This is a genomic window from Ursidibacter sp. B-7004-1, assembly GCF_053654055.1.
On the sequence record NZ_JBSIUP010000016.1, the window covers coordinates 27,732 to 54,454 of the forward strand.

Here is a 26,723-nt window from a genome sequence, read left to right on the forward strand (position 1 = left end):
AGTCCAATAAACAGATTATACTGCGATTAGGAGATCAGAATGAAAAAATTAACTGAAAATGATGTTACCCCTGAAGATATTTTCTATCAACGCCGTAAAATTATTACCGCAATGGGGCTTGGTGCAGCTACAACAATATTGCCAAATATCAGCTTAGCCGACAGCCAAAATACACTGAAAAAATTAGATTTTAAAACGGCTGAGAAAAGTGATTTGATTCTAACGCCAGAGAATAAAATCACAGGCTATAATAATTTTTATGAGTTTGGAGTTGATAAAGGATCGCCTGCACAATATGCGAAAGATTTTAAGGTTGATCCTTGGACTGTTGAAATTACGGGTGAAGTAGAAAACCCATTTACCTTAGATTATAACCAGCTCTTTACTCAATTTCCGTTAGAGGAACGTATTTATCGTTTTCGGTGTGTCGAAGCGTGGTCAATGGTTGTTCCTTGGATTGGCTTTGAGTTAAATAAACTATTAGCAAAAGCTAAACCAACAAGCCGAGCTAAATATGTTGTATTCCATACCTTACACGATCCTGAACAAATGCCAGGGCAGAAAAACCGTTTTTTTGGTGGTGGGATTGATTATCCGTATGTAGAAGGCTTAACGATTGCAGAAGCGATGAATCCATTAACCTTAATGTCTGTTGGCCTATATGGTAAAGCCTTACCACCACAAAATGGTGCACCAATTCGTTTAGTTGTGCCTTGGAAATACGGCTTTAAGAACATTAAATCTATTGTAAAAATTACACTTTCAGAAACTCGCCCACAAACAACGTGGGAAAAGCTCGCTCCACACGAATATGGTTTTTATGCCAACGTTAATCCGAACGTTGATCACCCTCGTTGGTCGCAAGCCTCTGAACGTGTAATTGGCTCTGGTGGTTTATTAAGCGTTAAACGCCAACCAACACTAATGTTTAACGGCTATGAGCAAGAAGTCGCTCATCTATATAAAGGTTTAGATTTAAGGGTAAATTACTAATGCTAGCACTATATAGAGTAATAATCCATTTGGGGTGTTTTGCCCCATTTGTTTGGCTGATTTCAGTATTGTTATCAGGAGATGAAACGGCTTTAGGGGCAGATCCTATTAAAGAAATTGAGCATTTTCTTGGTTATACCGCTATTGTCATTTTCTGTATGATGTTTTTATTAGGCATTATTTTACAGTTACTTAATAAAAACCAATATCAGATTTTACGCCGCCCACTCGGATTATGGGCATTCTTTTATGCGTTACTTCACGTTGCAAGTTATTTGGTGTTAGAACTCAATCTTGATTTCCACTTGTTTTTCAAGGAGCTTGTTGATCGCCCTTATTTAATCTTGGGTGGAATTGCATTTATTATATTGTTAGTGATGACAATAACTTCTTTACCATCTATTAAAAGTGCGTTGGGTAAAAAATGGTTTACGGTGCATCAATTTGCCTATCTAGCTATTATTTGTGCGGGCATTCACTACTATTGGTCAGTAAAAAGCCTTACCCTTGATCCTATTATTATTGGTGGAATCATCTGCTTTATCGTTGCGTGGCGATACCTTAGCCAATATATTTTACCTACTCATCGCTAATGCAAAGCAAGTAAATTTTAATTTAGCAGTATATCTTTTCTTTTCATTTGGTGGTTTTCGTATATAATGCGGCGTAAGTTTCGGTTCGAAAGATAATTGAAAGAAATATGTCAAAACGAAATACTCAACAACGCCGTCAAATTATTGCCAATATGGTGCAAGAACAAGGTGAAGTCAGTGTTGAGCATCTAGCGACTTTGTTTGAAACATCAGAAGTTACGATTCGCAAAGACTTAACCGCTTTGGAAGAAAGCGGTTTTTTGTTGCGTCGCTACGGCGGAGCAGTAAAAATCCCAACCGAGTTAATTGAAGAATCTCACGAACAACTTTCGAAACAAAAGTTAGCTATTGCTCAAGCCGCAGTTCAGCAAATTAGAGAGCATAATCGCATTATTATTGATAGCGGAAGCACAACGGGTGCGTTAGTAAAAGCCTTAAACCAAACAGGTTTGGTAATAATGACCAATTCTTTAGCCTTAGCTAATGAATTAACCACTTTGGAATGCGAGCCTACGGTATTGATGACGGGGGGAACTTGGGATGCTCGTTCTGAATCTTTTCAAGGAAAGGTTGCAGAACAAGTGTTACGTTCTTACGACTTTGATCAACTTTTTATCGGCGCTGATGGTTTGGATCTGCTACGCGGGACAACAACGTTCAATGAACTCATCGGGTTAAGTCAAGTAATGGCGGAAGTGGCTCGTGAAGTTATTGTGTTGATTGAATCACAAAAGATCGGGCGGAAAATGCCTAATTTAGAATTGCAATGGCAACAGATTGATAAATTAATTACAGATGACCAACTTTCGCCAGAGATTCAATTACAAATTGAGCAACAGGGTGTTAGAGTCATTCTTGCAAAAAATTAATGGTTTCTGACCGCTTATAAGCGGTTACATTTTCTCAAAAATTTACAAAAGGAAGCAAAATATGTGTGGAATCGTAGGTGCAGTAGCACAACGTGATATCGCAGAAATTTTAGTCGATGGTTTACACCGTTTAGAATATCGTGGTTATGACTCTGCAGGGGTTGCAGTATTAAATCACGACAAACAGATGCAGATTGTTCGCCGAGTTGGTAAAGTTAAAGCATTAGACGAAGCGTTGGACGCCAACCCATTATTAGGTGGAACAGGGATTGCTCACACCCGTTGGGCAACGCACGGTGAACCCTCTGAGACGAATGCTCACCCACATCGTTCTGGGAATATTGCGGTTGTACATAATGGCATTATTGAAAACTATGAAGAATTACGTAGTGAATTACAAGCTCGTGGTTACCAGTTTCAATCACAGACAGACACCGAAGTTATTGCTCATTTAGTTGAATGGGAATTACGCACTGCGAAAAGTTTGTTAGAAGCGGTACAAAAAGCAGTCGTGCAGTTGCGTGGAGCTTACGGAACGGTAGTAATGAACCAAGCAGAGCCTGAACATTTAATTGTTGCTCGCTCTGGTAGTCCATTAGTTATCGGATTAGGTATGGGAGAGAATTTCCTTGCATCAGATCCGCTCGCACTATTGAGTGTAACTCGCCGTTTTATTTATTTAGAAGAAGGTGATGTCGCAGAAATTACTCGTCGCTCAGTCGATATTTTTGATCGTAATGGCATAAAAGTGGAGCGTGAAATCCACGAAGGCAATTTTGAGCAAGATGCTGCGGATAAAGGGCAATATCGCCACTATATGCAGAAAGAGATTTTTGAACAACCTGTGGCAATTCGTAATACTTTAGAAGGGCGTATTGCCAATGATAAAGTTGTGATTGATGCTATTGGGACTAACGCAGCACAAATTCTCAAAGATGCTCAACATATTCAAATTGTTGCTTGTGGTACATCTTATAATGCGGGAATGGTTGCACGTTATTGGTTTGAATCTATTGCGGGCGTGAGTTGTGATGTGGAAATTGCCTCTGAGTTCCGTTACCGTAAATTTGTGACTCGTCCAAATAGTTTGTTGATCACACTTTCTCAATCTGGCGAAACTGCTGATACGTTAGCCGCATTGCGTCTAGCAAAAAAGTCAGGTTTTATGGCGGCAATGACGATTTGTAATGTGGCAAGTTCCTCATTAGTTCGTGAATCTGATTTTGCCTTTATGACAAAAGCAGGGGTAGAAATTGGCGTGGCATCAACAAAAGCCTTTACGACACAGCTCACTTGTTTATTGTTATTAAATGTTGCAATCGGTCGTTTAAAAGGCAATTTAAGTGAAGAACAAGAAAAACATATTGTTCAATCCCTACAACGCTTACCAGCACAAATTGAGAATGCATTAGTTTTTGACAAGGCAATTGAAAAATTATCTGAAGATTTTGCAGATAAACATCACACACTCTTTTTAGGGCGTGGTGAGTTTTACCCTATCGCAATGGAATCTGCCTTAAAACTTAAAGAGATTTCTTATATTCACGCTGAAGCCTATGCAGCTGGAGAATTAAAGCACGGCCCACTCGCATTGATTGATAGTGATATGCCAGTTATCGTGGTTGCACCAGAAAACGACTTACTCGAAAAAGTGAAATCAAATATTGAAGAAGTGCGTGCTCGTGGCGGGCAGCTTTATGTCTTTGCAGATCATGATGCTGGATTTAGTGATTCAGAGGGGTTTAAAACCGTAGTAATGCCAAAAGTTGACGAAGTTACTGCACCGATTTTCTATACCGTACCACTTCAACTTCTTTCATATCATATTGCCTTAATCAAAGGCACTGATGTTGATCAGCCTCGTAATCTTGCTAAAGCTGTTACTGTGGAGTAATAAGCTAGGTGTATCATAGAGCCACTTAGTGGCTCTACTTCAGCAGGACTCTTTAAATGACCCATCTATTGGTTTTTGACCTTCCACTATAAGATATTTCTTTTATAAGTAAAACTCAAAATGACATATATTATTACTGTGGAATTAACACCATTGTATAAATAACAATAACTGCAACACCGACTAGTGATGGTACTGAAATACGTTTTGCTAAGAGTAATGGTGATAAGTTTGCAGCACCAGCAACGGCAACAGTAACACCAGAAACAGGCGACATTGCACGGCCGATATTAGATACTTGCATCATTGGAGCAATTAAGTAGATTGGGTTAATACCCATTTGTGTAGCAAGTTTTGGTGCAATCTCTACGAATGCAAAGAATGCAGCATTACCAGAACCTGATGCGATTGCAACTAATAGCGTGATGATCACTAATGCAAACATCATTAAAGTTGCAGCATTACCAACATTTTGTACAGAGTCAATCAATGCTTCAATAAAGCCGATACTGCTTAGACTGTGAGCAAAAATGCCAGCAGCAACTAAGAGTACAACAACTGCAGAGAATGCTTCTGCCATTCCTTTATAGCAAACTTCTAATCCTTCATATACTTTTGTTGCACTAAATGTACGGAAAAATTCGATAATAGCTGAAAGAATTATTGTGAGAATAATCAATCCGCCTAATGAAATTTTGGCCGCAATTTCGCCATCAAAGATAAACAAACCAATAATTGGTAGGAAAGGTAACACAAAGTAGAAAAGTGGTGCATTGGTATTTAAGTTTAGATTTTCTACATTGATTGTTTGATTAGATGTTTGAGTAATTAGCCCTTCTTGTTTATCACAGAAACGTTGCCAGAAGAAGTGAGCAACGGCAACAAATACCATTGCAACTAATGACATCGGTAAGATCACGCCAAATGAGAAACCAATAAGTTCTGCATTAGCTTTCTCGGCAGCTAAAATAATATCAGCAGCAGTAGGAGAGAGATTTAAAATGGCTGTGGTTGCACAAACAGCTGCAGCAGATGGGGCACTAATTCCTAAGCGAGTCATAATAGGGAATAGTGTTGCCATTAAGAATACCCCAAGAGCTGTTGCTGAGTGAATAGCAAATGCCATCATTGAGCCAATTAAATATCCGCCAATCATCAGTAAATACGGAGAACGAATGTAGCGTAGTGGCTTGTAGAGAACTCGAATGATGACGTCATTGGCTCCAATATGGGACATATATGCTGAGAAACCGATTAACGCCATAATAATCATTCCAAGATTACCACCACGAGATTCAAAAAGCCCATAAATATAGTTGTTTAAATCACTAATTAGATTACCTGATGGGGCTTTAATAATTGGTTTTCCCATAAAGAAAGCAATAACGAGTAATAATATACCCATACCAAATAGTACACCTTTGGCGTTATAACCTTTAATAATTAACCAACCTAAGGCGATAAGTGCCAAAGCACCAATAATTAAGCTAATCATAATGATTCTCCTGAATGAAATGGATAAGTTGTAAATTTTTGTGCAATGTTGATAACAACATTTGCAGATTGATTCATTGTATCGACAGAGATAAATTCAAAAGGCCCGTGGAAGTTTTCTCCCCCTGTGAATAGATTTGGAGTTGGTAGTCCCATAAAGGATAAGCGAGCGCCATCAGTTCCACCACGAATAGGATCGATATTTGGCGTGATACCCTGAGATTCCATTGCCTGTTTAGCAATATCTATTAAGTATAAATAATGGACTAAAACTTCTCCCATATTGCGATAATGCTCTTTAATTTCTACTTTTCCACACTGTTCTCCATATTTTTGTTGCATTTTTTCCATCGTTTCAAACAACATTTTCTGATAGTTTTCTATCTCAGCTCGCTCAAAACTTCTTAATGCGTAATGAATACGACATTCATCTGTTGAGCCTTCCATATTGCGTAAGAAAATAAAACCTTGACGAGCTTCACTGGTTGGCGGAGTAAGATGTGGTGGAAGTAAATGTTGGTATTCACAAGCTCTTGTCCACGCATTGATCATAGTATCTTTTGCATAACCAGGGTGAACACTACGACCATATAGCGTGACTGTTGCTTCATCTGCATTGAATGTTTCATATTGAAGTTCTCCTACTGGTCCACCATCTAAGGTGTAAGCTACATCTGCTCCGAATTTGGCAACATCAAAGTGTTTAGCGCCTCGCCCAATTTCTTCATCAGGTGTAAAACCAATACGAATTTTACCGTGTGGAATTTCAGGATGAGCCAGTAGGTATTCAACAACAGATAGGATAATAGAAATACCTGATTTATCATCAGCTCCAAGTAATGATGTACCATCTGTTGTAACTAGGGTATGTCCAATTAACTTGTTGAGTGAAGGAAATACTTTTGCTGAAAGTTTATCACCACTTCCAGCTAGTAAAATATCATTACCATCATACCGCTCAATAACCTGTGGTTTTACATTTTTACCATTAAATGCAGGTGCAGTATCAACGTGAGCCAATAACCCTAGTACTGGAACTGGTTTATCTATGGTGGCTGGTAAGGTTGCAAAGAGATACCCTTTATCATCTAAGCTAATATCAGATAATCCAAGAGCTTGCATTTCTTCTTTAAGAAGATGAAGTAAGTCCCACTGTTGTGGAGTGCTTGGCACAGTTTGGCTTGACGCATCAGAAGTGGTATAAATTTGAGTGTAACGCAATAAGCGTGTGAGAAGGGATTTATCTAAAGCAATATTCGCCATATAAACTCTCCATTTTGCATAAATAAAATAATAAAAAACAACCAAATAAGCACAGCAAAAGTACCGCATAATTGTCCTTTAAAAAAGCAATAAATTGAAGAATTTATCAATAATGTAACCTACATCACAAAACGGTTTTTTTGTACTACTTCATTCAAATTATTTATGATAGATTATCAGTTTATTGATACATAAGCCCTCAAGTTTATAATATAGTGAAAGCGTGGGCTATTTGTTAAATAAGATAAAATAAGGTATAATTAACACCTGACATTGGTTAAATTCATATCTAAAACAAATGCAATATTACACTTTTTTACAAAAGTTTCATTTGCATTAAAATTTTTTTTGATAGAATAACCAAGAATTCTAGCCCTTCTTAAAATCTTTGCGTGGGTTTAGAAGGCAGTTTAACCGCAGTATTTATTATATTTTAATAAATATTGAATATTTTTTATCTCGTAATGACGATAATATGAGGATTATTAAAATGAAAAAATCTGTAATTGCATTAGCAGTTTCTGGTTTAGCAATCGCTTCTGTTCAAGCAGCTCCACAAGCAAATACTTTCTATGCTGGTGCTAAAGCTGGCTGGGCTTCATTCCACGATGGTTTAACTCAATTTGATGCTAAGAAAAATCAAGGTGATGGTTTTGGTATTAACCGTAACTCTGTAACTTACGGTGTATTCGGTGGTTATCAAATTACTTCTAACTTAGCAGTTGAAGCTGGTTATGACTATTTCGGTCGTGTACGTGGAAATACAACATTCCCAGGTGAAACTAAAGATAAACGTGCTGCTAAACACTCAGCTCACGGTGCACACATTAGCTTAAAAGGTAGCTACCCAATCGTTGATGGTTTAGATGCTTACGCTCGTGTTGGTGCAGCTTTAGTACGTTCAGATTACTACGTTCAACCTACTGTTGCTACTAAATCACGTGAGAAAGCTCACAACTTAAAAACTTCTTTAGTTTTAGCTGGTGGTTTAGAGTACGCAATTACTCCAGCATTAGCTGCTCGTGTTGAATACCAATGGTTAAGCCGTGTAGGTAACTTAGATAAAGCTGTGCGTAAAGAAGGTGGTTCATCTAACTTCCAATATAGCCCAGACGTTGGTTCTGTATCTGCAGGTTTAAGCTACCGTTTCGGTCAAGGTCCAGCTCCAGTTGTTGAGCCAGAAATCGTAACTAAAAACTTCTCTTTCAGCTCTGATGTATTGTTTGCTTTCGGTAAAGCAGACTTAAAACCAGCTGCGGCTGCAACATTAGATGCTGCTCAAGAAGAAATCAATAAATTAGGTTTAGCATCAGCTGCAATCCAAGTAAATGGTTATACAGACCGTATTGGTGGTGAAGCGTTCAACGTAAAACTTTCACAACGTCGTGCTGAATCTGTAGCTAACTATATCGTTTCTAAAGGTGTAAACCCAGCTAACGTAACTGCAGTAGGTTATGGTAAAGCTAACCCTGTAACAGGCAACACTTGTGATGCAGTTAAGGGTCGCAAAGCATTAATCGCTTGCTTAGCACCAGACCGTCGTGTTGAGTTACAAGTTCAAGGTTCAAAAGAAGTTGCTATGTAATAGCTTCTTAAAGTAGAATCTAACAAGTCTAATAAAGCCCACACCTATAAAAAGTGTGGGCTTTATTGTTATATTTCTAATTGTTTTAATAATACTTCAAACTGTCCTACTGATCGTAAATCTAACCACATTTTTTGTTGCGATATACGAGTAATTATGGGATTTGGATAATTTTTAAATTGTTGTTCCAATTCTAATAAATCACGCTGATTTTCACTTGAAATAGTCACTGCAATAGATGGAATTTGTTCCGTTGGTAAAGCCCCACTACCTATTTGAGCGAGAGAAGGTTCAATTTGCAAAATATAACGAGAATCTAACCGCTTGCATAAACTGGCTTTTAATTGCTCCGCCTTTTGATTAAGTTTATCTAACGTTTGTGTGAGTAATTGCAAAGTAGGTAGTGAATCAGCGAGCTGATCGGGGAATAGATAGTGGCGTAACGTCGCCTCTAGCCCCGATAAAATAACTTTATCACAGCGTAATACCCGTTTTAATGGGTGCTGTTGTAGTTGAGAAATGAGAGATTTTTTTCCAACGATAATGCCAGCTTGTGGCCCACCAAGTAGTTTATCTCCTGAAAAAGAAATAAGATCCACACCTGCCAACACTTTATCTTGTACCATTGGTTCTGCTGGCAAATTCAGTGCTTGCATATTAACAAGAGAACCACTACCTAAATCACTAATCACAGGTAGATTAAACTCTTTACCTAATTCAACTAACTCTTCTTCACCGACACTTGCCGTAAACCCCTGAATTTGATAATTGCTAGTATGCACTTTCATTAAAAAAGCAGTGTTCTCAGTAATTGCATTACGGTAGTCTTTTAGATGCGTTCTGTTAGTTGTACCGACTTCAACTAGTTTACAACCAGCTTGTTGCATAATATCTGGAATACGAAATGCACCACCAATTTCAATCAATTCACCACGAGAAATAATCACTTCTTTACCTTGAGCAAAGGTAGCTAACATCAGTAATACGGCTGCTGCATTATTATTAACAATACAGGCAGCTTCTGCCCCTGTAATTTGTGAAAGTAATTGAGAAATATAATGATCTCTATGGCTTCTTTTTCCTGCTTCAATATCAAATTCTAATGCAACATTATGTTTCATCGCTTGCGTGGCTGCTTGTATTGCATTTTCAGACCACAATCCACGCCCTAAATTTGTATGTAGAACTATTCCAGTTAAATTAAAAACTTGTTTTATGGCGACATTGGTTTGTTGAGACAGCTGTTCTCTAACTTGAGCTAATAATTTCTCATCTGATTGGCAAATATCAGGCAAGGCGTGAGTTTGATGAATTTCTTGACGAATTTGAGCAAGCAAACTACGAATTTGTTCAACTACGGCTTGATGCCCAAATTGTAAAATAAGTTGTTCACCTTGAGCAGTTTTTAATAATTTATCTAAAGCAGGAATAGATCGGAATAAATGTTGCATAAAGAAAACCTATTGAGATATTTTGCACAATTCTAATAAATTCAGTAGAATAGTGCTACTTTTTCGGAAGTGAGTCGTCTCCGGTGAGGCGGTAGGACTTCAAATCCTATTGAGGACGCCAGCGTTCTCGGGTGGGTTCAACTCCCATTCACTTCCGCCAATCCATATAAACCGCCATAAACTCACATAAACCAACCCTATAAAAAGCCCTTATAAATCAAGCGTTCTATTCTGTTTGTTGTATGCTTATGTAATCCGTTGTAAACTACCAGCAACTATAAAATAGTAACAAAAATAGTAACAAACTTTCTCTTTGTTACTAATCTACTCCCAAAATTAACCAGTAAGAGAGCAAAACCTTTGTTACTATTTTTTGAATAAAGCCTTATATGGCAATGCTTAAAGGCTTATGTATTTTTTCAAATTTTTGTTACTTTTTGCCTTTTTCTTTGTTACTAATTGCTATGAGTAAGCTAACCGACACCCAAATTAGACAAGCGAAACCAACCGCCAAAGCCTACCCACTGGCAGACGGTGGCGGATTGCGTTTAATGGTAAAACCAAACGGGGCGAAAACGTGGCTATTTAATTACTACACACCATACACCAAGAAAAAGAACAATATCACTATAGGGCAATATCCAGCCGTTACACTGGCACAGGCGAGAGAGAAACGAGCAGAATTTAAAGCACTGTTAGCAAAGGATATAGACCCAGTGCAGCAACGAGAGCAAGACCGACAGGAGCAAGCGGACAGTTTAGGGCGAACGTTTGCGAAAATGGCTGATGATTGGTTTGAGAGCAGAAAATTACAAGCCAATTTTTCAGAACGCACCGCCAAAGATACAAAGGCACTATTTAAACGGCATATAATTCCACTATTGGGAAATTACCCGATAAACGCTATCACGCCTTTAATTGCTATCAATGCAATAAAACCACTTGAAAGAGCTGGCAAGCTCACAACCGTTACAAAGATTATAAGTAAAATTAACGATGTTATGCGTTATGCCTTGCACCGTGGCTTTATTCCAGCAAATACCCTTTCAGAAATCCACAAAGAGTTTGATAAGCCAGTGCCTAAAGGAATGAACACTATCAAGCCCGAAGAATTGGCCGAGTTTTTACAGGCTCTTTATTTAGCAAGGAATGAAGAAAGATTTAGATTAAATGCGTTTTATGCGGTAATGCTGACGCTACTCACTGCAAGCCGACCGAGTGAAATCGCAAAGGCAAAATGGGAAGATATAGATTTTTCGGCTAATTTGTGGCGGTATAGCGTACAAAAGGGAAATAAAAACCTACCACAGGGGCGACTACATACGGTTACGTTATCAGCTCAAGCGGTTAGATTGCTTGAAAAAATCGCAGAATATAACCGAGTGATGAACCTTGAAAATAGCCCTTTTGTGTTTGCGAGTAATGAAGCCAAAAGCGGTTATATCTCTATTGAAACAATCCGAAACGCTATCATTAAATCATTGGGAAGTGGACGGCTCACTACTCACGGCATAAGGCATTTATTCAGTACTTCACTAAACGAGAGCGGAGCATATAAAGCAGAATGGATAGAGCAAGCACTATCTCATAAAGATAAAAACACAATCCGCCAAACCTACAATAAAGCCCAGTATTTAGAGCAACGTTTTAATATGCTGAAAGAATGGGGCGACTATATCGAACAACAAGCCCCCAAGCCTTTTTTATAGCTTATGGTCATTTATGCTTACTACTGTTCATTTATACAAACCTAGATTATAATTAGCACAAATTAAATAACCCGAATTAGTGTGGATAGTGGCGGAGTAGCTACCAAAACGACAAGAGAAAAGCCCTTTATTTTCTTTTCCACACTCTCACTATAAAGGGGCAACGCATAGGGGCGTTTTATGATCGATATTAAAAGCGAACTTCTAGCTATTGAGAAGAAGAGAGAGCAAGATTTTATTTCAATCATTGAATTATTGGATTTTCTAAAAGAACATAACCCTAACGCATCATTACCAGAGATTGCGACTTATCTATTGATAAAACTTGAACCGCACGATATTAGAAAAACTGATGAAGAATTATGGGGGAATGGAGAGTTTGAGAGGTGGGAAGACGAACACGGAATAAATACTTACAAAATGCCTAAAAGCATAAGCGACAAGCCAGCACGACTAACAACATCATACTTTATTACTGCTTTAGAAACGGTTAGAGATAATGAGCCTGATCCTTTATGGGATAATCCAACCGCAGGAGCTTTTTTAAGGGAAGAGCAAAAAGATTTATCCATAGATAGAAAGCAAATAGACACTATTTTAGGGATAAATACGCTTGATAAAGAAGCGTTAAACAAAAAATACAGAAATGAAGAATATTTAGCCGTAGCAATGGCATTAACAAAAACGGGCGAGTTTGTAAAAAATACAGATATAAATAAAAGTCCCGTTGGATTGGCTGAAAGATTAGTAATGCAACAAGAAATAAATCAAAAATCCGACCAAATAACCCAACTACAAGCACGCATAGCCGAGCTAGAAAAAGAAAATCAGAACCTGATAAAACCTGAAGCGGTAGATTATGATGAGTGTTCTATATATGGACACAGCACAGAAGCTATAAATGCGATTTTTGGCACAATCGAAAGATTTTGGATTAACGCAGACTTAACCCAACCCGACACAGTGGCAAATGCCGAAGATATAGAAAAATGGATCGGAGAGAATTATAACTTAAGTAACACACTAAAAACCGCAGTACAAAAAATAACACGTCCTGAAGAAGCACGCTATTTAGGGCGTAAATCATAAAAGGGCATAACCCTTTTGAATATTGATATACAAGGCAAGAACTAAAATTTAGGGGTATATTCTTAAAGGGATATATCCTTTTTTTTATTCATAAATAGCTACACCCTTTTAAACCCTTTCAGCCTATATTTACTTTAATCAGCCCGCCAAAATCCCCCTAAATCTTCACTTATTAACCAACATACGCAGGGGGAAACAATGGAAACCAACCAAACCACACTAACAGCCGAAAATGCACCGATTGAAAAGCGTTTTACTTTAAAAGAAATCCGAGCATTAACAGGCACTTCACACGCTTTTATTTATGCGGAAATCAAAAAAGGGAAACTAGCACCGCCCGAGAAATGGGGGCGTTCTTCACGTTGGAAAGAAAGCGATGTTAAAGCGTGGCTAGATACTTATTCAAGCAATAGAGCCAATTAAACAGGGGGTAAAAATGAAAACTCAAACCCACATCACCCGAGAAGAACGCATTTTAAGAATGGTTCTGATGAATGGCAGTTTTTCAGAACGTGAAGGAGTATTTGAGCTAAACATAACAAGCGGACGTAATGACATTAACCGAGTAATGCGAAAGCTAGGTATTCAATTAAAAAGGGAGTGGGAAGAAACCGCAGACGGCTACGGTAAATACTACCGCTATTCAATCGTGGATAAATCCCAAGCCTACAAGCTGATGACTTACTACAACGCTAAAGCAACCGCACGAGGTGGCGAGCCTTTATCAGTGGCGGAAACTAAAGCAATTCTTTCACGTTATGAAGGGGATATTTAATGAGCCAATTATTCAAACCCAACTGCTTAACTCACACTAGCAAGGTAATCAATGACGTAATTTTATTGCTTGAGTGTTGTTTAGCAGGTGGCATTGTAAAAAGTATTGATGGGGAAGAGATGACCCAAGAAGAAGTGATTAAGGCAGTGATTGAAATGCTAAAAGGAACGAATGAAAACGGAGTAGAAAAAGATGATTAACTCAATTACAGAACTTAAAAAAACCAAAACCGCCAACAATGGCACGAAAACCGCTTTAAATGAGCTTAAAACAGCGATAAGAGCGAAAAGCCAAGCAAACACACAAGGGAACAATAAACAGGCTCAAAAAGAGAATAAGGAAGTTTTATCTATCACACACTATCCGCAAGTAAATTATATGTTCCAACAAACAAAATGGAGTGTGGCGAACTGTAAGCACAAATTCCCTGATTGTTTTCATCACAAAAAAGCACTTCAAAAGCAACTGGCAGGCATTTGTAAAACACTGCACCAAACTGACCGCTTGCTTGCTGAATTATCCGAGCAGATGAGCGAAGAGCAAAAGCAGACCGCCAAGCATTACAAGCGGTTAAATCGCTATTTAAGCAAGCAAATGCAAGATGTAATTGATTATGTAAACCAAGTAGAACAAGCAGACGAGGAACAACTAAATGCGTTGCGTTATAGCGAAGATGAATTTAGTGCTAATGCAACAAGCGATTAAGCACTATTTAGACAAACCCACACAAGGCACGCCATTCACATTTAAGAGCCTTTACGATGATAACGAGCCTTACCCGTTGGCGGAATTATTGCTAACGGTACAGGAGCAAATAGGCTTGTTAGAAAGTGAATTTAAAGAACGCCCGAGCAATGCACTAGCTAACTCTTTGAGCGTATGGCGAAAGAAATTAGACAGGTTAGCCAAGCTATACGAACAGCAACAGAAAACAACAGAAAAGGATTAAACAATGACAGAAGAACCAACGAATAAAATCAAATATGACTTAAGTCCACAAGGTATAGGCAAGCTAATGAAAGCACCGATTAGGGCAACGTTGAGCTTTTTAGATTTTCCGTATATTGCTATCACACAAGAACAAGGGAATGACGGTAAACCATTCTATAACGGCACTTTATGGCTAGAAATGGGCGAAAGCGTTGTAATTGAAATGGCAGGAGCGACAGCATTTAGGGAGGTACTAGCTATTATCGCCTTTCAGCAACAGATGAGCAAAACGCCTTTATTGATTGATGATGAGCTAGAGCAATCAACCCGTTATTTTTATGAGCATTCTCAATATGGAGAGGGAATAAATCCACTGATTGAACACCGCACAGGAAAAGAAATCACGCTTGAGATGATGAGTAAAGCCAACCGCCAAGAAGTCGATTTAGTTTTCGCAGAGCAACGTATAAAAGACGGTAAGGAGTAAGCAAATGACAATAGAACAAGCACCCAAAACCGATTTAATAGATGCGGTATTTCCTAAAGTCTTTCATAAAGAAACGGTAGCAATGACCGACAGCTTGAAAGTAGCTCACTATTTCGGGAAACAGCATAAAAACATTTTACGCATTTTAGAAAATATAGGCTGTTCCCCTGATTTTTGGCGGCTCAATTTTAAGCCGTCAAAATATAAAGACGAGCGGGGCAAAATGCAACCGATGGTATTTATGACCTATGACGGCTTTACCCTGTTAGTGATGGGATTTACTGGCAAGAAAGCAAAGCAATTCAAAGAGCAATATATCCGAGAGTTTAACGAGATGAAACGCTGGCTTAATAACAGGGCCAACCTAAAAGCCGACCAGCACCGAATGAACGAAGCTATCAAAAACAGATTAGAGCAGACAGGCAAAGACGACCCACACGCCTACACCCGAGAGAATAATTTAGTTTATATGGTGGCACTGGGTAAAAGTCGCAAAAAATGGTTGGCCGACAATCAGAAACCACTAGACGCAGAAATCCGCCAATACTTGACTGCAAGGGAACTAGAACTAACGGATTTATTGCTATCTGAAAATGCGGTAATGCTAAAACTAGGAATGAATTACACCCAACGCAAAGACAGGTTACAAGACACTGCATTACATCACTTACGCAGAACAGCCAAATAAACAAGGGGGCAATATGTATGGTTACGAAATAATGAAATCCTTTGCGAAACAATATGCGAAAACAGGCAACGCAAAAAAAGCATTGGTGGAAGTGTTAGGCGAAGAACGAGCAAGCAGAATGAAACCGCACACATTAAGAGCGAGAGCAAGCGAGTTATTAGCCCACTGGTACGTTAAAGAAAGATTTTTAATTGAAAGAGATAATTTAATAGAACAGGGGGTAGAACTACCGCCAAGATACAGAATAAGAGTTAGATAAGATCGTCTGTAAGATCGTCCATTTAAAACAGCTGATTTTATTCAACCGCCAACGGTGGACGAACAAAAAACATTGCATTAAACAGCCAATAAAAAACCCACTGGCAAGCATTAAACAGTGGGATTATTTAGGCATTTAGAAATGAAAACTCAAGAGCATATTAACCAAATTCATATAAAACTTCAATTCAATGAAAATAAATCAAACCAAAACCACTTTACAAATCAAGCAGTGGCGGATTATCCTTTGCCTATTGTCGCAAAATCGACAGCCGAGCCTGAGAACTCGAATAATTTACAATTGGCGAACGATAGCACGCCTTTAACTCGTGCTTTTTTTGTTCGTAGCACACGCACACCTAAAGAAAACGCCTTAAGCGTTATTCTCTCAATGGTGGGGCGTAATGGGAAAGGTTCGCCCTTTGCTGTGTTCCAATTGTCGCAGTTTCTCAGCCTGTTACGTCCTACCGCCCAAACCCTGAGAAGTTTAGCGGTAGCTCTTCATCTATCACAATTGGAGCTATTAGCAATGATTTACAAATTCCTATGCCTAAACCGCACAAAACCAACCTACAACCAAGAGACGATTTACATCGAAGCCGACAGCGAAGAAAACGCACGCTTTAAGCTCACTGCAGACTATCGTTTGTTATTAAATCGCCCAATCGCAAAACTAAACCCAAATCGCACCGCTTGCGAAGTACAAGGGGGAGTTTATGCGTAATCAATTCCCAACACTTGAACAAAATCAACTTTCTCCAATGGGGGAGGTTATTCATTCACCAACGGTGGACAAACAGCCTACTGAACAAAATCACAGCTTGCTAAATTCAGTTTATGGCGGTAGTATTGAAAGCACTATCACAATTGAGGGCAAGCACTACCCTAATTCAAGTGCATTTTTTATTTCTCAAATTCCTTTCAATGGGCTACTAACCCTTTTTAAATCCGAATTTGCGAAATGGTCTATACGTCGAAATAAGGCGAGTAATCGCACGAATAAGGCGAGCCGATCAATTGCGGTAGTTGAACCCATTTCGCACCCTATCCAACAGGAGCAGGGCGGAAATTCCTTACTAACTAAACAATTGAGAACAACCAAAATGAACCCTATTCAACACACCGCACACAATGCGAATAAAACCCCTATTGTCTTCATTTCTCACGTTTTGGGGGTGGTTTATGCGTAACCTACCTCAAGAAATCCAAGCCCTAAAAGCCGAGCTAGAAAGCCTTTTAGACGATATTCAATTTTGTGAAGAGATGATGAGCAAGGGCAACGACAAATTAGCCCCAAAAATGCTTGATTGCATTTACTCTTCAATGAAAAACACCGCAACCACTCAAGAACTACGCCAAGCAATGCAAGGGGGAAGAAATGAATAATCAACAAAGCAAAAAAGCCTATTTAGACCTACTAGACACACTAGACCAAAACCTAATTCAAGCGAGTGCAGTGATTGACTATATGAGTACAGACGTGGGCGAGAATAAAGATTTTTCTGTAAATATTGAAGTGGTGGCAAATATGCTATGGACTGCTCAAACCTTGTTAAGTAATGCCCTTGAAGTGGCAAGTAAATTAAACCAAGTACACAAAGGGGGCAAATGATGAATAGCCCAATGCAACAACTCAAAATTAAAACTAGCTTACTAGACCAAATGGAAACCGCCAATAATCGCATTTTGACACAAGCGACATTTATCAACAATGAACCGATCCAATATCAAGGCGAAACATTAAGGCACGCTATCCAAGTGATTAACTGGCATTGCGAAGAACAGGCAAACCTAATCGACACATTGCGGGGGTATATCAAACGCATTAACAAACTGATTGATGATGCGGACAAAGTATTACAAGGGGGCAACAATGAATAAAACCGCACCCAATTTCAAAAAGCAACCACAGGGGGCGACAGAGTGCCGTTTATTTGTTGGCTCTCAAGCGTGGGATTTTGCGAGCGTTCCCAATGCGGAACGTACACCCGAAGAAATCGCCTTAAGTGAAATATTACCCACTAGCAACAATGCACCGCCAATAGTGTTAGATGAAAAAGTATTAGCCAATCTTACCGCTTACCGTCTAGCACCTAGCACAGTGAGAGAAGTGAGCTTATACCGTTGCAACAAAGGCGAAGCACTAAAAGGCGAACATTTAACGCTAATTTGTCGTTACCTTGCCAAACATACCCAAGCCCAAACCGTTTTACAGTTTGATGAAGCAGGGCAATTACTGGAGAATTTAAGCAGTTACACCGCACGCTTGCGAGATAATGACAATTCCCAAGAGATAGCCGAAATCATCACAGAGAAAGCCCAAGAGCAAACCAAAGCGAAAGAGACGGATAAACGCACCGCTTACATAGAAAAACGCACAGAAGACGGAATAAGGGGGCTATATCGCATTATTCCTAAATACGATAATGCAACAGGCGAGCTATTATCAGAGCGTACAGAATGGCTATGCGATGTTGTAAACGTGGTGGGAATAGGCAGAAGTGAAAGCGAAGAATTTATCGTTTTGCAGTGGCGGAATGAAGGGAGCGAGCAGACCATAACCGAAGCTATACCTAAAGAATTTATAGGCGAGCGTGAAGGCTGGAAACTGCTTAAAAAACGTGGCTTAACTGTTACCACTAAAAACAGCTTACGCAATGAACTAGCCGACTACTTACAGAACCACAACAAAGGCAACCGCCAATTATGGACAATTACCAATGCGACAGGTTGGCAGAAAGGAGCTTTTATTCTACCTAATGGCGAAGTTATCGGAGAACCTGAAACGCCCGTACTATTCCGCTCTCAATCTTCATCATTCGCAGGGTATGACACCAAAGGCACTTTAGAAAGCTGGCAAAGTGAAATTGCGATGAACGTATATCAAAACCCGTCTATGATGTTAGGCGTGGCGGTGGCGTTATCTGCCCCGCTAATCGAGCTTTTAGACGCTGAAAGTTTTGGGGTGCATTTATTCGGTGGCTCAACCGCAGGTAAAACCACAACCGCCAATATCGCAAGCAGTATATGGGGAAACCCTGAAAGAACCCGATTAAGCTGGAACGCAACCGCTCTAGGTTTAACCAATGAAGCAAGCTCAAGGAATGATTGCTTTATGCCTTTAGATGAAATAGGGCAAGGCTCAAACCGTAAACACATTGAGCAAACCGCCTATGCTCTTTTCAATGGCGTAGGCAAGATACAAGGAGCGAGAGAGGGCGGAAACCGAGAATTGCAACGGTGGCGGATTATGGCATTTTCTACTGGCGAGATTGATTTAGAGGGGTATTTATCCGCAGGGGGAATAAAAACCAACGCAGGGCAACTTGTAAGGCTTTTAAACGTGCCTATCACACAAGCGAAACATTACCACAGCTTTAAAGACGGAAAGACACACGCAGACCATTTAAACCAAGCGACTAAATCACATTACGGCATTGTTGGTAGATTATGGATTAACTACTTAATCGAGCATAAAGGCAACGTAAAAGCCCAGTATGAGCAAATCAAGAATAAATGGCTTGAACGTTTACCCACTGACGCAAGCCCACAGGTGCAACGAGTGGCAGGGCGTTTTGCCATATTAGAAACCGCCTTACAGCTTGCTAAACATTTGACCCAATGGGGAGAACAAGCCAATGCGGAAGCATTATTGCACTGCTTTAACGAATGGGTAAACATTTTCGGACTACACAGCCGAGAAGAAAAGCAAGTTATTGAGCAGGTAAATGGCTGGTTACTGGCTAACGCTGAAAGCCGTTTTATTCGTTATCCTTTTGACGAAAAGCAACAGACTATAAACAATATCGCAGGTTATAGAATGGCACTGACCGAGCAAAACAAGGAAGAATATTTTTACTTGTACCCACTGGCATTTGACGAGGCGATAAAAGGCAACCCAAAAGAACAGACTTGTAAAATCCTTTCAGATAAAGGAATGTTAAAAGGGAGCAGTGAAACAGGGCGGAAATATATGTCAAAGCTACCGCATAAAATAGACCCTAAACGCACAAGATGTTATTTGCTAGTCCCTATTACTGAAGATGACGAGCAGGAGCAGACAAACTAAAATAAGTGGATATTTGTATAGATTTAATTGATAGTTAGAAACTTTTGACAATATAAGGGGGATCATTATAATTCCGCCTTAATCGTGGGCTAGTCAATGGTTAGAGAGTGGGGAAACTTGCTGATTTAACTACACTAGCCCCTTGTTTTATGTGGATATATAAGAATGACAACCAAACCATTTAAGGAATATTCAGAGCAATGCGAATTACTTTCTAGCAGGGGAATGATTATTCAAAATTCTGATTATGTGGAAAAAAAACTATCCCAAATAGGCTATTATCGCCTTTCTGGATTTTGGCACACTGCAAGAAAGCCCATCAACGAAACGCAATTAAGCGATCAGTTTTTACCAAATACTAAATTTGAACAAATTCATAGTTTGTATTTATTTGATAAGAAATTAAGAATTTTACTGCTTGATATAATTGAGCGTTTAGAAGTCAATGTAAGAACAGTTTTAGCTCACGAAATGGGGCGGTTTAGCCCACTAGCTTATAAAGATGATTTTTATATAAACCCACATTTTTCTCAACACTATTCTAGCTGGAAAGATAAATTAGAAGCTCAAATTAGCAGGAGTAGAGATGATTTTGTTTTGTGGCATAAAGATCAAAATAAACCCTTGCCATTTTGGGCGGTAGTGGAAACGTGGGATTTTGGAATGCTTTCAAAGTATTATTCAATGCTGAAAAAGCGTTATCAAAACCAAATAGCAAAAAGATTTAATGTAGATAATACTGCAGCATTAATTAGCTGGCTGAATGAAATCAATATTATTAGAAATCAAGCGGCTCATCATTCTAGAATATGGAATAGAAAAGGCAATCCAATAAAGACACTCAATAACACCTATTTCACGAGGCTTTCAATGGACGAAAACAGCCAAAGAAGACTATTTGGACGAATTGCAGTGATGTGGTATCTAGTGAGCCAAACAAGCACGAATTATAAATGGCTGGAAAGAGTAAATAAAGTTTTGGATAACTTCCCTGATGTTCCTAATGCCAAGCTAAAAGCATTGGGATTAATGCATTATAAGTGTTTGCCGTTAGATATTATGAGATTATAACAAGGCTAACAATAACCTATTTAATATATAACCAAGAGAGCTATAACGGCTCTCTTTTTGTTTTTGTAGCACACATATTAAATAAAACTTAATAACCAAATAAAAATGTAGCATACACATTACATTTTAAAACACCCAATTCACCACATACCGCCAACAGCAGAAAAAAACAGAGCGAAGAAAAAAACGTATAGGAAAAACAGTGTTTTTTAATGGGACAATTGGGACAAAAATTACAATATACTTATAAAACAATTACTTAACTAAAAAAATTGTCCCAAACACCCCCTATTTTGTCCCATTTTAAGGGCATTTTGTCCCATTTTAAGGGCATTTTGTCCCACTCAAAAAATGAACAAATTTTATTTTGTCCCAAAATTGTCCCAAATTGTCCCACGTTGTCCCAGTCCATTGGGACAATTTTAGGGGCGATGAACCCTTGTAAATCCTAGAATTGTCCCATTGTCCCAATTGTCCCACTGTTTTTTGCTATATATATATAAAAGTTTTCCAAAACACACAAAACCGCCAACAGCCAAAAAATCTATTTTGGCGGTGGGTATGCTACAAAATGCAATATGTTGTATTGTGTAATCATACTTGATACAATGTTATCATAAGAGATACACAAAAAACCAAATGAACAGAACCAACCCAAGCAACAAAAAGCTACTTACTTTTCGCCAATTATCAGGCTTTCAAAAATGGCTGAAAGGTATTAAAGACTTAACCGCCAAAGAAGCGATATTAAAACGACTAGAAAGGGCAGAATATGAAGCCAATTTAGGCGATTATAAAAGCGTTGGCGGTGGAGTGTATGAAATGCGTGTATTTGTTGGTAAAGGCTACAGAGCCTATTTCACTCAACAAGATGACGTTATTTACTGGCTTTTGTGTGGTGGCGACAAATCAACACAGCAAGCTGATATAGCGAAAGCTAAAGCAATCTGTAAGGCGTTAAAAGCTACATTAGAACAAGCGGAATAAAAGCATATAGCAAAGGAGTTAAAACAATGAACAAGATTATTATAGATGGCGTAGAATTAGACGAGAGCGATTTACAAGTAAGTGATTTTGATGTTGCTGATTACCTTGCTGAAGATGAGGCACTAACAGAGCTTTATTTAAAAAATGCACTTGAAACCGCAGACCAAGCGGAAATTTTAAGGGCGTTTAGAACGGTGGCGAAAGCAAAAGGAATGACACAAACAGCGGAAAAAGTGGGAATGGCAAGGGAAAATCTTTATAGAGCTTTATCAGGCAACGTAGAGCCAAAACTTAGCACGATGCAACGATTAGCAACCGCTTTAGGGTATGAGCTATCATTCAGTCTTAAACCTATCTCAATAGGGTAATTTTGCTAATGAATGGCGAACAAAGATTTACAGATGAAAGCCTACCATACGAACAAGAGGATAATGATGATACTTTAATTCCTCACGATGTTGTTATGGCAATGATTAAACATAACGTAAATCATTTAGGAGCGTGGCGAATTTATCGCAATCTATCACGGCAAAGATGAAAATAATCAATTCCACTTATATTTCAACATAGAACAAGCGAGCTAGTACATATAAGCTATCACACACCACAGGGCGAGAAATCGCCCTTTGAACTTTTAGCAAATTTTGTTACCAGTAGCAAAAAATGCACCTAGTGAACGATATTCACCCCCTAGTGAACGATATTCACTACCCACCGTTCAAAATCATCATAGAACGACAATAAACCATAACAAAACATAACTTTTTACCCCAAGTAGAACAGATTAAAAAATAGTCTTTTTAGGGGGTGACTTTTTAAAATAGTAACAAGATTAGTAACAAACTTTTTAGTATTAAAAAATAAATATAATTAAATCAATAAGTTAAGCCACCATTTCAACTCCCATTCACTCCGCCAATCCATATAAACTGCCATAAACTTACATAAAAAACCCTTATAAATCAATAAGCTAACAAAATTATTTGGACTAAAATATAAATTTTTGGACTATTTTTAGGGTGTTTTTAACCGCTCAAAATTTACATAAAAATTTTTGAGCTAGTCGATTAGCCAAAAAAATGATAGTTAAGCTATTGATTTTTAAAGGATTGGACTATTGAACCACTGTTTTTTGCTATATATAAAAAAGTTTTCTCAAACCACACAAAAAATCGCCAACAGCTAAAAATCTAGCAATTATTTTGGTACGATAGAAATTCTTGCTTAATCTGGAAGTTGATCCTCAATCAACTTCACTAAGGCTTGAATATGATCGGTATTTGCATTGAGTGCGGGAATATAACGATAGCTTTCGCCACCTGCTTTCTCAAAGTTTTCACGATTTTCTTCTGCAATTTCTTCTAAGGTTTCAAGACAATCGGCAGAAAACCCCGCACAAATTACTGCAACTTTTTTTACATCTTGGCTTGGGAGTTTTTCTAAGGTTTCATCGGTATAAGGTTGTAACCATTCTTCATCTCCGAAGCGGGATTGAAACGATAAAAACCATTGTTTTTCGGTTAAACCAAGTTTTTCCGCCACGAGCTTGGCAGTTTCTCGGCAGTGTGATGCGTAAAAATCACCTTCGGTTTCATAACGTTTTGGAATGCCATGGAAAGAGAACAGCAACAACTCATCATCAGCTAATTTAATGCTATTAGCCAAGGCTTGAATGTAGAGCGGGTTATCGTGATAGCTATGAATAAACTCAAAAGGTACAACCTTTTTATGTGAAGTCAAGGCGTTGGCAAACGCATCAAACACCGATGCAGTGGTGGTTGAGCTATATTGTGGATAAAGGGGTAACACAATAATTTTCTCCACGCCTTGAGCAATTAGGCTATCTACTGCACTTTGCATACTCGGATTACCATAGCTCATTCCTAATTCGACTACTACATTTTTGCCTTTTACATCAAAATATTTCTGAATAATGCTCTGCTGCTTACGAGAAATTACCAAAAGTGGCGAACCATTTTCTGTCCAAATAGATTGATAGGCTTGAGCCACTTTTGGCGAACGTTTTGGTAATACTATAAAGTTTAAAATGGGCAACCATTTCCAACGGGATAAATCAATCACACGCGGGTCGCTTAAAAATTGTTTTAAATAGCGTTTTACCGCAGGGGTAGTGGGTTCATCTGGTGTGCCTAAGTTGGCTAGTAATACACCAATTTTGCTTGAGTCCATTAACATTCTCCAAAAAAATAAGATAGCTTAGTGTAGCAAGCAAATTTAAGGAGAAAAAGCCCTCTTTAACTATTGCAAAAATTTAATAAAAACAGACCGATTGCGAAACTGTGATTAGAATATAAGTCTTACTCCCTATATAACCATATTATTTCTTCACCAAAAATAACACTGCATCAATGTAGCGTTGTACAAATTCAGATGTTGTTCGAGAATCTGAGAATCCATCTAAATTTAACTGATATTGTTCATTCACATAAAAAGCTGGCACGCCACGCACATTAAACTCTTTAACTGCTTGAGCTTGTTTATTCACTAAACCACTCACTGCAAAGCTGTTAATACCGCCATCAAACTGTTCAGCAGTAATACCATTTGCTAAGAAAATAGCACGAATATCGTCCATTGATTTGATGCTATCTTGTTGTGCTGCTTCAAATAATGGGGTTTTGACCTTATCTTCTGCTCCAAGTGCCATTGCTAATGCCCACGCTCTTGTTAGGCTTTCTGACTGACGACCTAAAAAATCAACGTGGTATTGCTTAAACACAACATCTTTATCTAAGCCAGCCTTAATCGTAGATGGAATTTTGTACTGAAATTCAAAGTCGTAGCAATGCGGACAGTAAAACGAGAAAAATTCTAACACTTCTTTCTGTACCGATGGTGTTGGTTTAACTTGGATATACTCTTTATTTGCCACTGGATCCGCCGCATTTGCATTGGTATTTAAAGTGAAAAGAGCAGAAAGTGCAACAAATGCCGTTTTTAAAACTAATTTTTTCATAAATAACCTTAATAAAATATCACGAGTAAATGGAGTTAAATTGGACAGTATTACTCACTTAAAATTCCACGCGCTTTTAATAATGCGGTTTTAAAATCATCTTCATAATCTTTTTTAAGCCCCGGGATCACTTCTGATTTATCTTTACCACGCATTTTAAGCTGATAAATGAGTACTTCATCTCGCAACGCATCTAAATTGTTTGCTTCACCAACTTCTTCAGCAATCTTATGGAGCAGATCTAATAGGTGTAAATCTGGCTCTTTACGCCAATGTTCGCCTAATAATTCAAGGACTTCGTCTAAACGTTTACATTTCATCTTAAAACCTTAAAAAAATGTGGAAAAATTGGGTGAAATCATATACTTTTCATCACTATTTTGCAAAAAAAGGACGACAAATGACAGAAATAAATAATATAACGGCAGTTATTCTTTCTGGGGGGCTTGCTCGCCGTTTTAATCGTATAGAAAAAGGCTTGCAGCATTTTGCTGGCAAAGCTTTAATCACCCATATTATTGAACGCCTTGAACCCCAAATTTGCAAAATTTTCTTGAATATAAACCGCTTGCATCACGAATATGTCCAACAATATCCAAATATTCCTTACTATTCTGATAATTTAAACGGTTTCCAAGGACCACTGAGTGGAATGTTGTCGGGCTTTGAGCAAATTGAGAGTGAATATTTGCTGTTTGTGCCTTGTGATAGCCCTTTTGTACCGCATAATTTATGCCAAAAGCTCACCACAGCACTACGCATCAATCAGGCAAAAATTGCCTATGCACACGATGGCGAGCGTCCTCACCCAACATTTTGTTTGCTACATCGCTCCATTGTACCAGCTCTTGCCGATTATCTTGCCAGCAGTGAGCGTAGAGTGTTGCAGTTTTTTCATTCACAACCTTATGTAGCGGTGGATTTTTCTGAACAGCCTAACGCATTTCAGAATTTTAATTCCGCCGAAGAATTAGCAAGCGGTCAGATCTTCCCCCTTTTTTGCAAAATACCTATTTTGGCAATCACAGGATATAGCGGTACAGGGAAAACCACACTACTAGAAAAGTTGATCCCACATCTTTCAGAAAAGGGGTTAAAAGTCGGGTTAATTAAACATTCTCATCATAATGTTGATATTGATAAAGCAGGAAAAGATAGCTATCGCTTACGCCAAGTTGGAGCAAATCCAACAATGATTGCTTGTGAGCAACGTTGGGCGTTAATGACGGAAACACAAACAATGACATCTTTTGAAACCTTAGTTGCACAGTTTGCAAATAAGGAGCTTGATCTGATTTTGGTAGAAGGGTTCAAACACGAGCAATTACCCAAAATCCAATTACATCGAAAAGCCATAGAAAAACCACTTCCCGAAATAGACGTTTTCACCATTGCTACCGCAACCGATTATCCAATTGAAAGAAAAAATTTATTAAATATCAACAATATAGAACAGATTGCTAGATTTATTAGCGATTACATTAAAGGAAAATAAGCAGTAAGATTTTCGGTATATTTTGCAAAACAAAAGGCGTACCTTT

At 38.5% G+C, this 26,723-nt stretch carries 32 protein-coding genes and 1 tRNA gene; 27 read left to right on the forward strand and 6 right to left on the reverse strand.

The window, feature by feature from the left end; translation table 11 throughout:
- Positions 1-39: 39 nt before the first annotated feature.
- The 4 genes from msrP to glmS all read left to right on the forward strand — a co-directional run bounded on the left by msrP (position 40) and on the right by glmS (position 4,349).
- Positions 40-993 (forward strand): protein-methionine-sulfoxide reductase catalytic subunit MsrP, encoded by a 954-nt coding sequence (msrP, locus tag ACWIW0_RS06885; protein ID WP_454452727.1) that lies wholly within the window; start codon positions 40-42, stop codon positions 991-993.
- Entirely contained in the window at positions 993-1,586 is a 594-nt protein-coding gene (locus ACWIW0_RS06890; protein WP_454452728.1) for a protein-methionine-sulfoxide reductase heme-binding subunit MsrQ, read from the forward strand. The genes msrP and ACWIW0_RS06890 overlap by 1 nt, the downstream gene beginning before the upstream one ends.
- A 107-nt stretch (positions 1,587-1,693) precedes the next feature.
- The gene (locus tag ACWIW0_RS06895) at positions 1,694-2,455 is read left to right on the forward strand and encodes a DeoR/GlpR family DNA-binding transcription regulator (RefSeq protein WP_454452729.1); all 762 of its coding nucleotides are present in this window, start codon (positions 1,694-1,696) and stop codon (positions 2,453-2,455) included.
- A 61-nt stretch (positions 2,456-2,516) separates the two neighbouring features.
- Complete coding sequence (gene glmS, locus ACWIW0_RS06900; RefSeq protein ID WP_454452730.1) at positions 2,517-4,349, forward strand: glutamine--fructose-6-phosphate transaminase (isomerizing); 1,833 nt, start codon at positions 2,517-2,519, stop codon at positions 4,347-4,349.
- Between the two features lie 133 nt (positions 4,350-4,482).
- On the opposite strand, the gene dcuC is transcribed toward glmS, so the two are convergent.
- Positions 4,483-5,841 (reverse strand): anaerobic C4-dicarboxylate transporter DcuC, encoded by a 1,359-nt coding sequence (gene dcuC / locus ACWIW0_RS06905; RefSeq protein WP_454452757.1) that lies wholly within the window; start codon positions 5,839-5,841, stop codon positions 4,483-4,485.
- Positions 5,841-7,106: a peptidase T gene (gene pepT / locus ACWIW0_RS06910; RefSeq protein WP_454452731.1), complete on the reverse strand. Its 1,266-nt coding sequence runs from the start codon at positions 7,104-7,106 to the stop codon at positions 5,841-5,843. The genes dcuC and pepT overlap by 1 nt, the downstream gene beginning before the upstream one ends.
- Positions 7,107-7,596: 490 nt before the next feature.
- On the opposite strand from pepT, the gene ompA reads away from it, so the two are divergent.
- Positions 7,597-8,691: a porin OmpA gene (gene ompA / locus ACWIW0_RS06915; RefSeq protein ID WP_454452732.1), complete on the forward strand. Its 1,095-nt coding sequence runs from the start codon at positions 7,597-7,599 to the stop codon at positions 8,689-8,691.
- A 68-nt stretch (positions 8,692-8,759) separates the two neighbouring features.
- On the opposite strand, the gene selA is transcribed toward ompA, so the two are convergent.
- On the reverse strand, positions 8,760-10,142 hold the full coding sequence (gene selA, locus ACWIW0_RS06920; protein ID WP_454452733.1) for an L-seryl-tRNA(Sec) selenium transferase: 1,383 nt from the start codon (positions 10,140-10,142) through the stop codon (positions 8,760-8,762).
- Positions 10,143-10,207: 65 nt separating this feature from the next.
- On the opposite strand from selA, the gene ACWIW0_RS06925 reads away from it, so the two are divergent.
- The 21 genes from ACWIW0_RS06925 to ACWIW0_RS07025 all read left to right on the forward strand — a co-directional run bounded on the left by ACWIW0_RS06925 (position 10,208) and on the right by ACWIW0_RS07025 (position 22,743).
- A tRNA-Sec gene (locus tag ACWIW0_RS06925) sits at positions 10,208-10,302 on the forward strand.
- A gap of 304 nt (positions 10,303-10,606) precedes the next feature.
- Positions 10,607-11,851, forward strand: coding sequence for a tyrosine-type recombinase/integrase (locus ACWIW0_RS06930; protein ID WP_454452734.1), 1,245 nt, complete (start codon positions 10,607-10,609; stop codon positions 11,849-11,851).
- Positions 11,852-12,031: 180 nt separating this feature from the next.
- Entirely contained in the window at positions 12,032-12,940 is a 909-nt protein-coding gene (locus ACWIW0_RS06935) for a hypothetical protein (RefSeq protein WP_454452735.1), read from the forward strand.
- 198 nt (positions 12,941-13,138) lie between these two features.
- The gene (locus ACWIW0_RS06940; protein ID WP_454452736.1) at positions 13,139-13,363 is read left to right on the forward strand and encodes a helix-turn-helix transcriptional regulator; all 225 of its coding nucleotides are present in this window, start codon (positions 13,139-13,141) and stop codon (positions 13,361-13,363) included.
- 13 nt (positions 13,364-13,376) lie between these two features.
- On the forward strand, positions 13,377-13,715 hold the full coding sequence (locus tag ACWIW0_RS06945; RefSeq protein ID WP_454452737.1) for a hypothetical protein: 339 nt from the start codon (positions 13,377-13,379) through the stop codon (positions 13,713-13,715).
- Positions 13,715-13,915 carry a hypothetical protein gene (locus tag ACWIW0_RS06950; protein ID WP_454452738.1) on the forward strand — a complete coding sequence of 67 codons (201 nt, stop codon included), beginning with the start codon at positions 13,715-13,717 and terminating at the stop codon, positions 13,913-13,915. The genes ACWIW0_RS06945 and ACWIW0_RS06950 overlap by 1 nt, the downstream gene beginning before the upstream one ends.
- Entirely contained in the window at positions 13,908-14,420 is a 513-nt protein-coding gene (locus tag ACWIW0_RS06955; protein ID WP_454452739.1) for a hypothetical protein, read from the forward strand. Before ACWIW0_RS06950 ends, ACWIW0_RS06955 begins: the two co-directional genes overlap by 8 nt.
- Positions 14,368-14,664, forward strand: a complete 297-nt coding sequence (locus tag ACWIW0_RS06960) for a hypothetical protein (RefSeq protein WP_454452740.1) — start codon at positions 14,368-14,370, stop codon at positions 14,662-14,664. Before ACWIW0_RS06955 ends, ACWIW0_RS06960 begins: the two co-directional genes overlap by 53 nt.
- Before the next feature lie 3 nt (positions 14,665-14,667).
- Positions 14,668-15,132: a hypothetical protein gene (locus ACWIW0_RS06965; RefSeq protein ID WP_454452741.1), complete on the forward strand. Its 465-nt coding sequence runs from the start codon at positions 14,668-14,670 to the stop codon at positions 15,130-15,132.
- Between the two features lie 4 nt (positions 15,133-15,136).
- Entirely contained in the window at positions 15,137-15,820 is a 684-nt protein-coding gene (locus tag ACWIW0_RS06970; RefSeq protein WP_454452742.1) for a Rha family transcriptional regulator, read from the forward strand.
- A gap of 13 nt (positions 15,821-15,833) precedes the next feature.
- Entirely contained in the window at positions 15,834-16,079 is a 246-nt protein-coding gene (locus ACWIW0_RS06975) for a hypothetical protein (RefSeq protein WP_454452743.1), read from the forward strand.
- 141 nt (positions 16,080-16,220) lie between these two features.
- Positions 16,221-16,802, forward strand: a complete 582-nt coding sequence (locus ACWIW0_RS06980; RefSeq protein ID WP_454452744.1) for a host cell division inhibitor Icd-like protein — start codon at positions 16,221-16,223, stop codon at positions 16,800-16,802.
- Entirely contained in the window at positions 16,795-17,268 is a 474-nt protein-coding gene (locus tag ACWIW0_RS06985) for a hypothetical protein (RefSeq protein ID WP_454452745.1), read from the forward strand. The genes ACWIW0_RS06980 and ACWIW0_RS06985 overlap by 8 nt, the downstream gene beginning before the upstream one ends.
- The gene (locus tag ACWIW0_RS06990; protein WP_454452746.1) at positions 17,261-17,464 is read left to right on the forward strand and encodes a hypothetical protein; all 204 of its coding nucleotides are present in this window, start codon (positions 17,261-17,263) and stop codon (positions 17,462-17,464) included. The genes ACWIW0_RS06985 and ACWIW0_RS06990 overlap by 8 nt, the downstream gene beginning before the upstream one ends.
- Positions 17,457-17,690 carry a hypothetical protein gene (locus ACWIW0_RS06995; RefSeq protein WP_454452747.1) on the forward strand — a complete coding sequence of 78 codons (234 nt, stop codon included), beginning with the start codon at positions 17,457-17,459 and terminating at the stop codon, positions 17,688-17,690. Before ACWIW0_RS06990 ends, ACWIW0_RS06995 begins: the two co-directional genes overlap by 8 nt.
- Positions 17,687-17,959 (forward strand): hypothetical protein, encoded by a 273-nt coding sequence (locus ACWIW0_RS07000; RefSeq protein ID WP_454452748.1) that lies wholly within the window; start codon positions 17,687-17,689, stop codon positions 17,957-17,959. The genes ACWIW0_RS06995 and ACWIW0_RS07000 overlap by 4 nt, the downstream gene beginning before the upstream one ends.
- On the forward strand, positions 17,952-20,147 hold the full coding sequence (locus ACWIW0_RS07005; protein WP_454452749.1) for a DUF927 domain-containing protein: 2,196 nt from the start codon (positions 17,952-17,954) through the stop codon (positions 20,145-20,147). The genes ACWIW0_RS07000 and ACWIW0_RS07005 overlap by 8 nt, the downstream gene beginning before the upstream one ends.
- Positions 20,148-20,312: 165 nt before the next feature.
- Entirely contained in the window at positions 20,313-21,218 is a 906-nt protein-coding gene (locus ACWIW0_RS07010) for an Abi family protein (protein WP_454452750.1), read from the forward strand.
- 639 nt (positions 21,219-21,857) lie between these two features.
- On the forward strand, positions 21,858-22,205 hold the full coding sequence (locus ACWIW0_RS07015) for a type II toxin-antitoxin system RelE/ParE family toxin (protein ID WP_454452751.1): 348 nt from the start codon (positions 21,858-21,860) through the stop codon (positions 22,203-22,205).
- Between the two features lie 26 nt (positions 22,206-22,231).
- Positions 22,232-22,573 carry an addiction module antidote protein gene (locus ACWIW0_RS07020; RefSeq protein ID WP_454452752.1) on the forward strand — a complete coding sequence of 114 codons (342 nt, stop codon included), beginning with the start codon at positions 22,232-22,234 and terminating at the stop codon, positions 22,571-22,573.
- Between the two features lie 2 nt (positions 22,574-22,575).
- Entirely contained in the window at positions 22,576-22,743 is a 168-nt protein-coding gene (locus ACWIW0_RS07025) for a hypothetical protein (protein WP_454452753.1), read from the forward strand.
- Between the two features lie 686 nt (positions 22,744-23,429).
- Here the strand turns inward: ACWIW0_RS07025 and hemH are convergent.
- The 3 genes from hemH to ACWIW0_RS07040 form a co-directional block, all read right to left on the reverse strand.
- A complete protein-coding gene (hemH, locus tag ACWIW0_RS07030; protein ID WP_454452754.1) occupies positions 23,430-24,395 on the reverse strand; it encodes a ferrochelatase in 966 nt (321 codons plus the stop codon).
- Between the two features lie 148 nt (positions 24,396-24,543).
- Positions 24,544-25,182, reverse strand: a complete 639-nt coding sequence (dsbA, locus tag ACWIW0_RS07035) for a thiol:disulfide interchange protein DsbA (protein ID WP_454452755.1) — start codon at positions 25,180-25,182, stop codon at positions 24,544-24,546.
- Positions 25,183-25,232: 50 nt separating this feature from the next.
- Complete coding sequence (locus ACWIW0_RS07040) at positions 25,233-25,502, reverse strand: YihD family protein (RefSeq protein ID WP_454447275.1); 270 nt, start codon at positions 25,500-25,502, stop codon at positions 25,233-25,235.
- An 80-nt stretch (positions 25,503-25,582) separates the two neighbouring features.
- Here ACWIW0_RS07040 and mobA point away from each other — a divergent pair, with 80 nt between their 5' ends.
- Positions 25,583-26,677, forward strand: a complete 1,095-nt coding sequence (mobA, locus tag ACWIW0_RS07045; RefSeq protein WP_454452756.1) for a molybdenum cofactor guanylyltransferase MobA — start codon at positions 25,583-25,585, stop codon at positions 26,675-26,677.
- Positions 26,678-26,723 lie beyond the last annotated feature (46 nt).

Bases quoted from the DNA above. Each gene is read 5' to 3' on its own strand.
- ACWIW0_RS06980 (WP_454452744.1), top strand. From the start codon at position 16,221: ATGAAAACTCAAGAGCATATTAACCAAATTCATATAAAACTTCAATTC.
- ACWIW0_RS06890 (WP_454452728.1), top strand. From the start codon at position 993: ATGCTAGCACTATATAGAGTAATAATCCATTTGGGGTGTTTTGCCCCA.
- ompA (WP_454452732.1), top strand. From the start codon at position 7,597: ATGAAAAAATCTGTAATTGCATTAGCAGTTTCTGGTTTAGCAATCGCT.
- ACWIW0_RS06945 (WP_454452737.1), top strand. From the start codon at position 13,377: ATGAAAACTCAAACCCACATCACCCGAGAAGAACGCATTTTAAGAATG.
- dsbA (WP_454452755.1), bottom strand. From the start codon at position 25,182: ATGAAAAAATTAGTTTTAAAAACGGCATTTGTTGCACTTTCTGCTCTT.
- hemH (WP_454452754.1), bottom strand. From the start codon at position 24,395: ATGGACTCAAGCAAAATTGGTGTATTACTAGCCAACTTAGGCACACCA.
- selA (WP_454452733.1), bottom strand. From the start codon at position 10,142: ATGCAACATTTATTCCGATCTATTCCTGCTTTAGATAAATTATTAAAA.
- ACWIW0_RS06985 (WP_454452745.1), top strand. From the start codon at position 16,795: ATGCGTAATCAATTCCCAACACTTGAACAAAATCAACTTTCTCCAATG.
- ACWIW0_RS07040 (WP_454447275.1), bottom strand. From the start codon at position 25,502: ATGAAATGTAAACGTTTAGACGAAGTCCTTGAATTATTAGGCGAACAT.
- ACWIW0_RS06960 (WP_454452740.1), top strand. From the start codon at position 14,368: ATGCGTTGCGTTATAGCGAAGATGAATTTAGTGCTAATGCAACAAGCG.
- msrP (WP_454452727.1), top strand. From the start codon at position 40: ATGAAAAAATTAACTGAAAATGATGTTACCCCTGAAGATATTTTCTAT.
- ACWIW0_RS06940 (WP_454452736.1), top strand. From the start codon at position 13,139: ATGGAAACCAACCAAACCACACTAACAGCCGAAAATGCACCGATTGAA.
- ACWIW0_RS06970 (WP_454452742.1), top strand. From the start codon at position 15,137: ATGACAATAGAACAAGCACCCAAAACCGATTTAATAGATGCGGTATTT.
- ACWIW0_RS06995 (WP_454452747.1), top strand. From the start codon at position 17,457: ATGAATAATCAACAAAGCAAAAAAGCCTATTTAGACCTACTAGACACA.
- ACWIW0_RS06895 (WP_454452729.1), top strand. From the start codon at position 1,694: ATGTCAAAACGAAATACTCAACAACGCCGTCAAATTATTGCCAATATG.
- ACWIW0_RS07000 (WP_454452748.1), top strand. From the start codon at position 17,687: ATGATGAATAGCCCAATGCAACAACTCAAAATTAAAACTAGCTTACTA.
- pepT (WP_454452731.1), bottom strand. From the start codon at position 7,106: ATGGCGAATATTGCTTTAGATAAATCCCTTCTCACACGCTTATTGCGT.
- ACWIW0_RS06935 (WP_454452735.1), top strand. From the start codon at position 12,032: ATGATCGATATTAAAAGCGAACTTCTAGCTATTGAGAAGAAGAGAGAG.
- ACWIW0_RS06990 (WP_454452746.1), top strand. From the start codon at position 17,261: ATGCGTAACCTACCTCAAGAAATCCAAGCCCTAAAAGCCGAGCTAGAA.
- ACWIW0_RS06950 (WP_454452738.1), top strand. From the start codon at position 13,715: ATGAGCCAATTATTCAAACCCAACTGCTTAACTCACACTAGCAAGGTA.
- ACWIW0_RS06930 (WP_454452734.1), top strand. From the start codon at position 10,607: ATGAGTAAGCTAACCGACACCCAAATTAGACAAGCGAAACCAACCGCC.
- ACWIW0_RS06955 (WP_454452739.1), top strand. From the start codon at position 13,908: ATGATTAACTCAATTACAGAACTTAAAAAAACCAAAACCGCCAACAAT.
- ACWIW0_RS06965 (WP_454452741.1), top strand. From the start codon at position 14,668: ATGACAGAAGAACCAACGAATAAAATCAAATATGACTTAAGTCCACAA.
- ACWIW0_RS07010 (WP_454452750.1), top strand. From the start codon at position 20,313: ATGACAACCAAACCATTTAAGGAATATTCAGAGCAATGCGAATTACTT.
- mobA (WP_454452756.1), top strand. From the start codon at position 25,583: ATGACAGAAATAAATAATATAACGGCAGTTATTCTTTCTGGGGGGCTT.
- ACWIW0_RS07020 (WP_454452752.1), top strand. From the start codon at position 22,232: ATGAACAAGATTATTATAGATGGCGTAGAATTAGACGAGAGCGATTTA.
- ACWIW0_RS06975 (WP_454452743.1), top strand. From the start codon at position 15,834: ATGTATGGTTACGAAATAATGAAATCCTTTGCGAAACAATATGCGAAA.
- ACWIW0_RS07015 (WP_454452751.1), top strand. From the start codon at position 21,858: ATGAACAGAACCAACCCAAGCAACAAAAAGCTACTTACTTTTCGCCAA.
- ACWIW0_RS07005 (WP_454452749.1), top strand. From the start codon at position 17,952: ATGAATAAAACCGCACCCAATTTCAAAAAGCAACCACAGGGGGCGACA.
- glmS (WP_454452730.1), top strand. From the start codon at position 2,517: ATGTGTGGAATCGTAGGTGCAGTAGCACAACGTGATATCGCAGAAATT.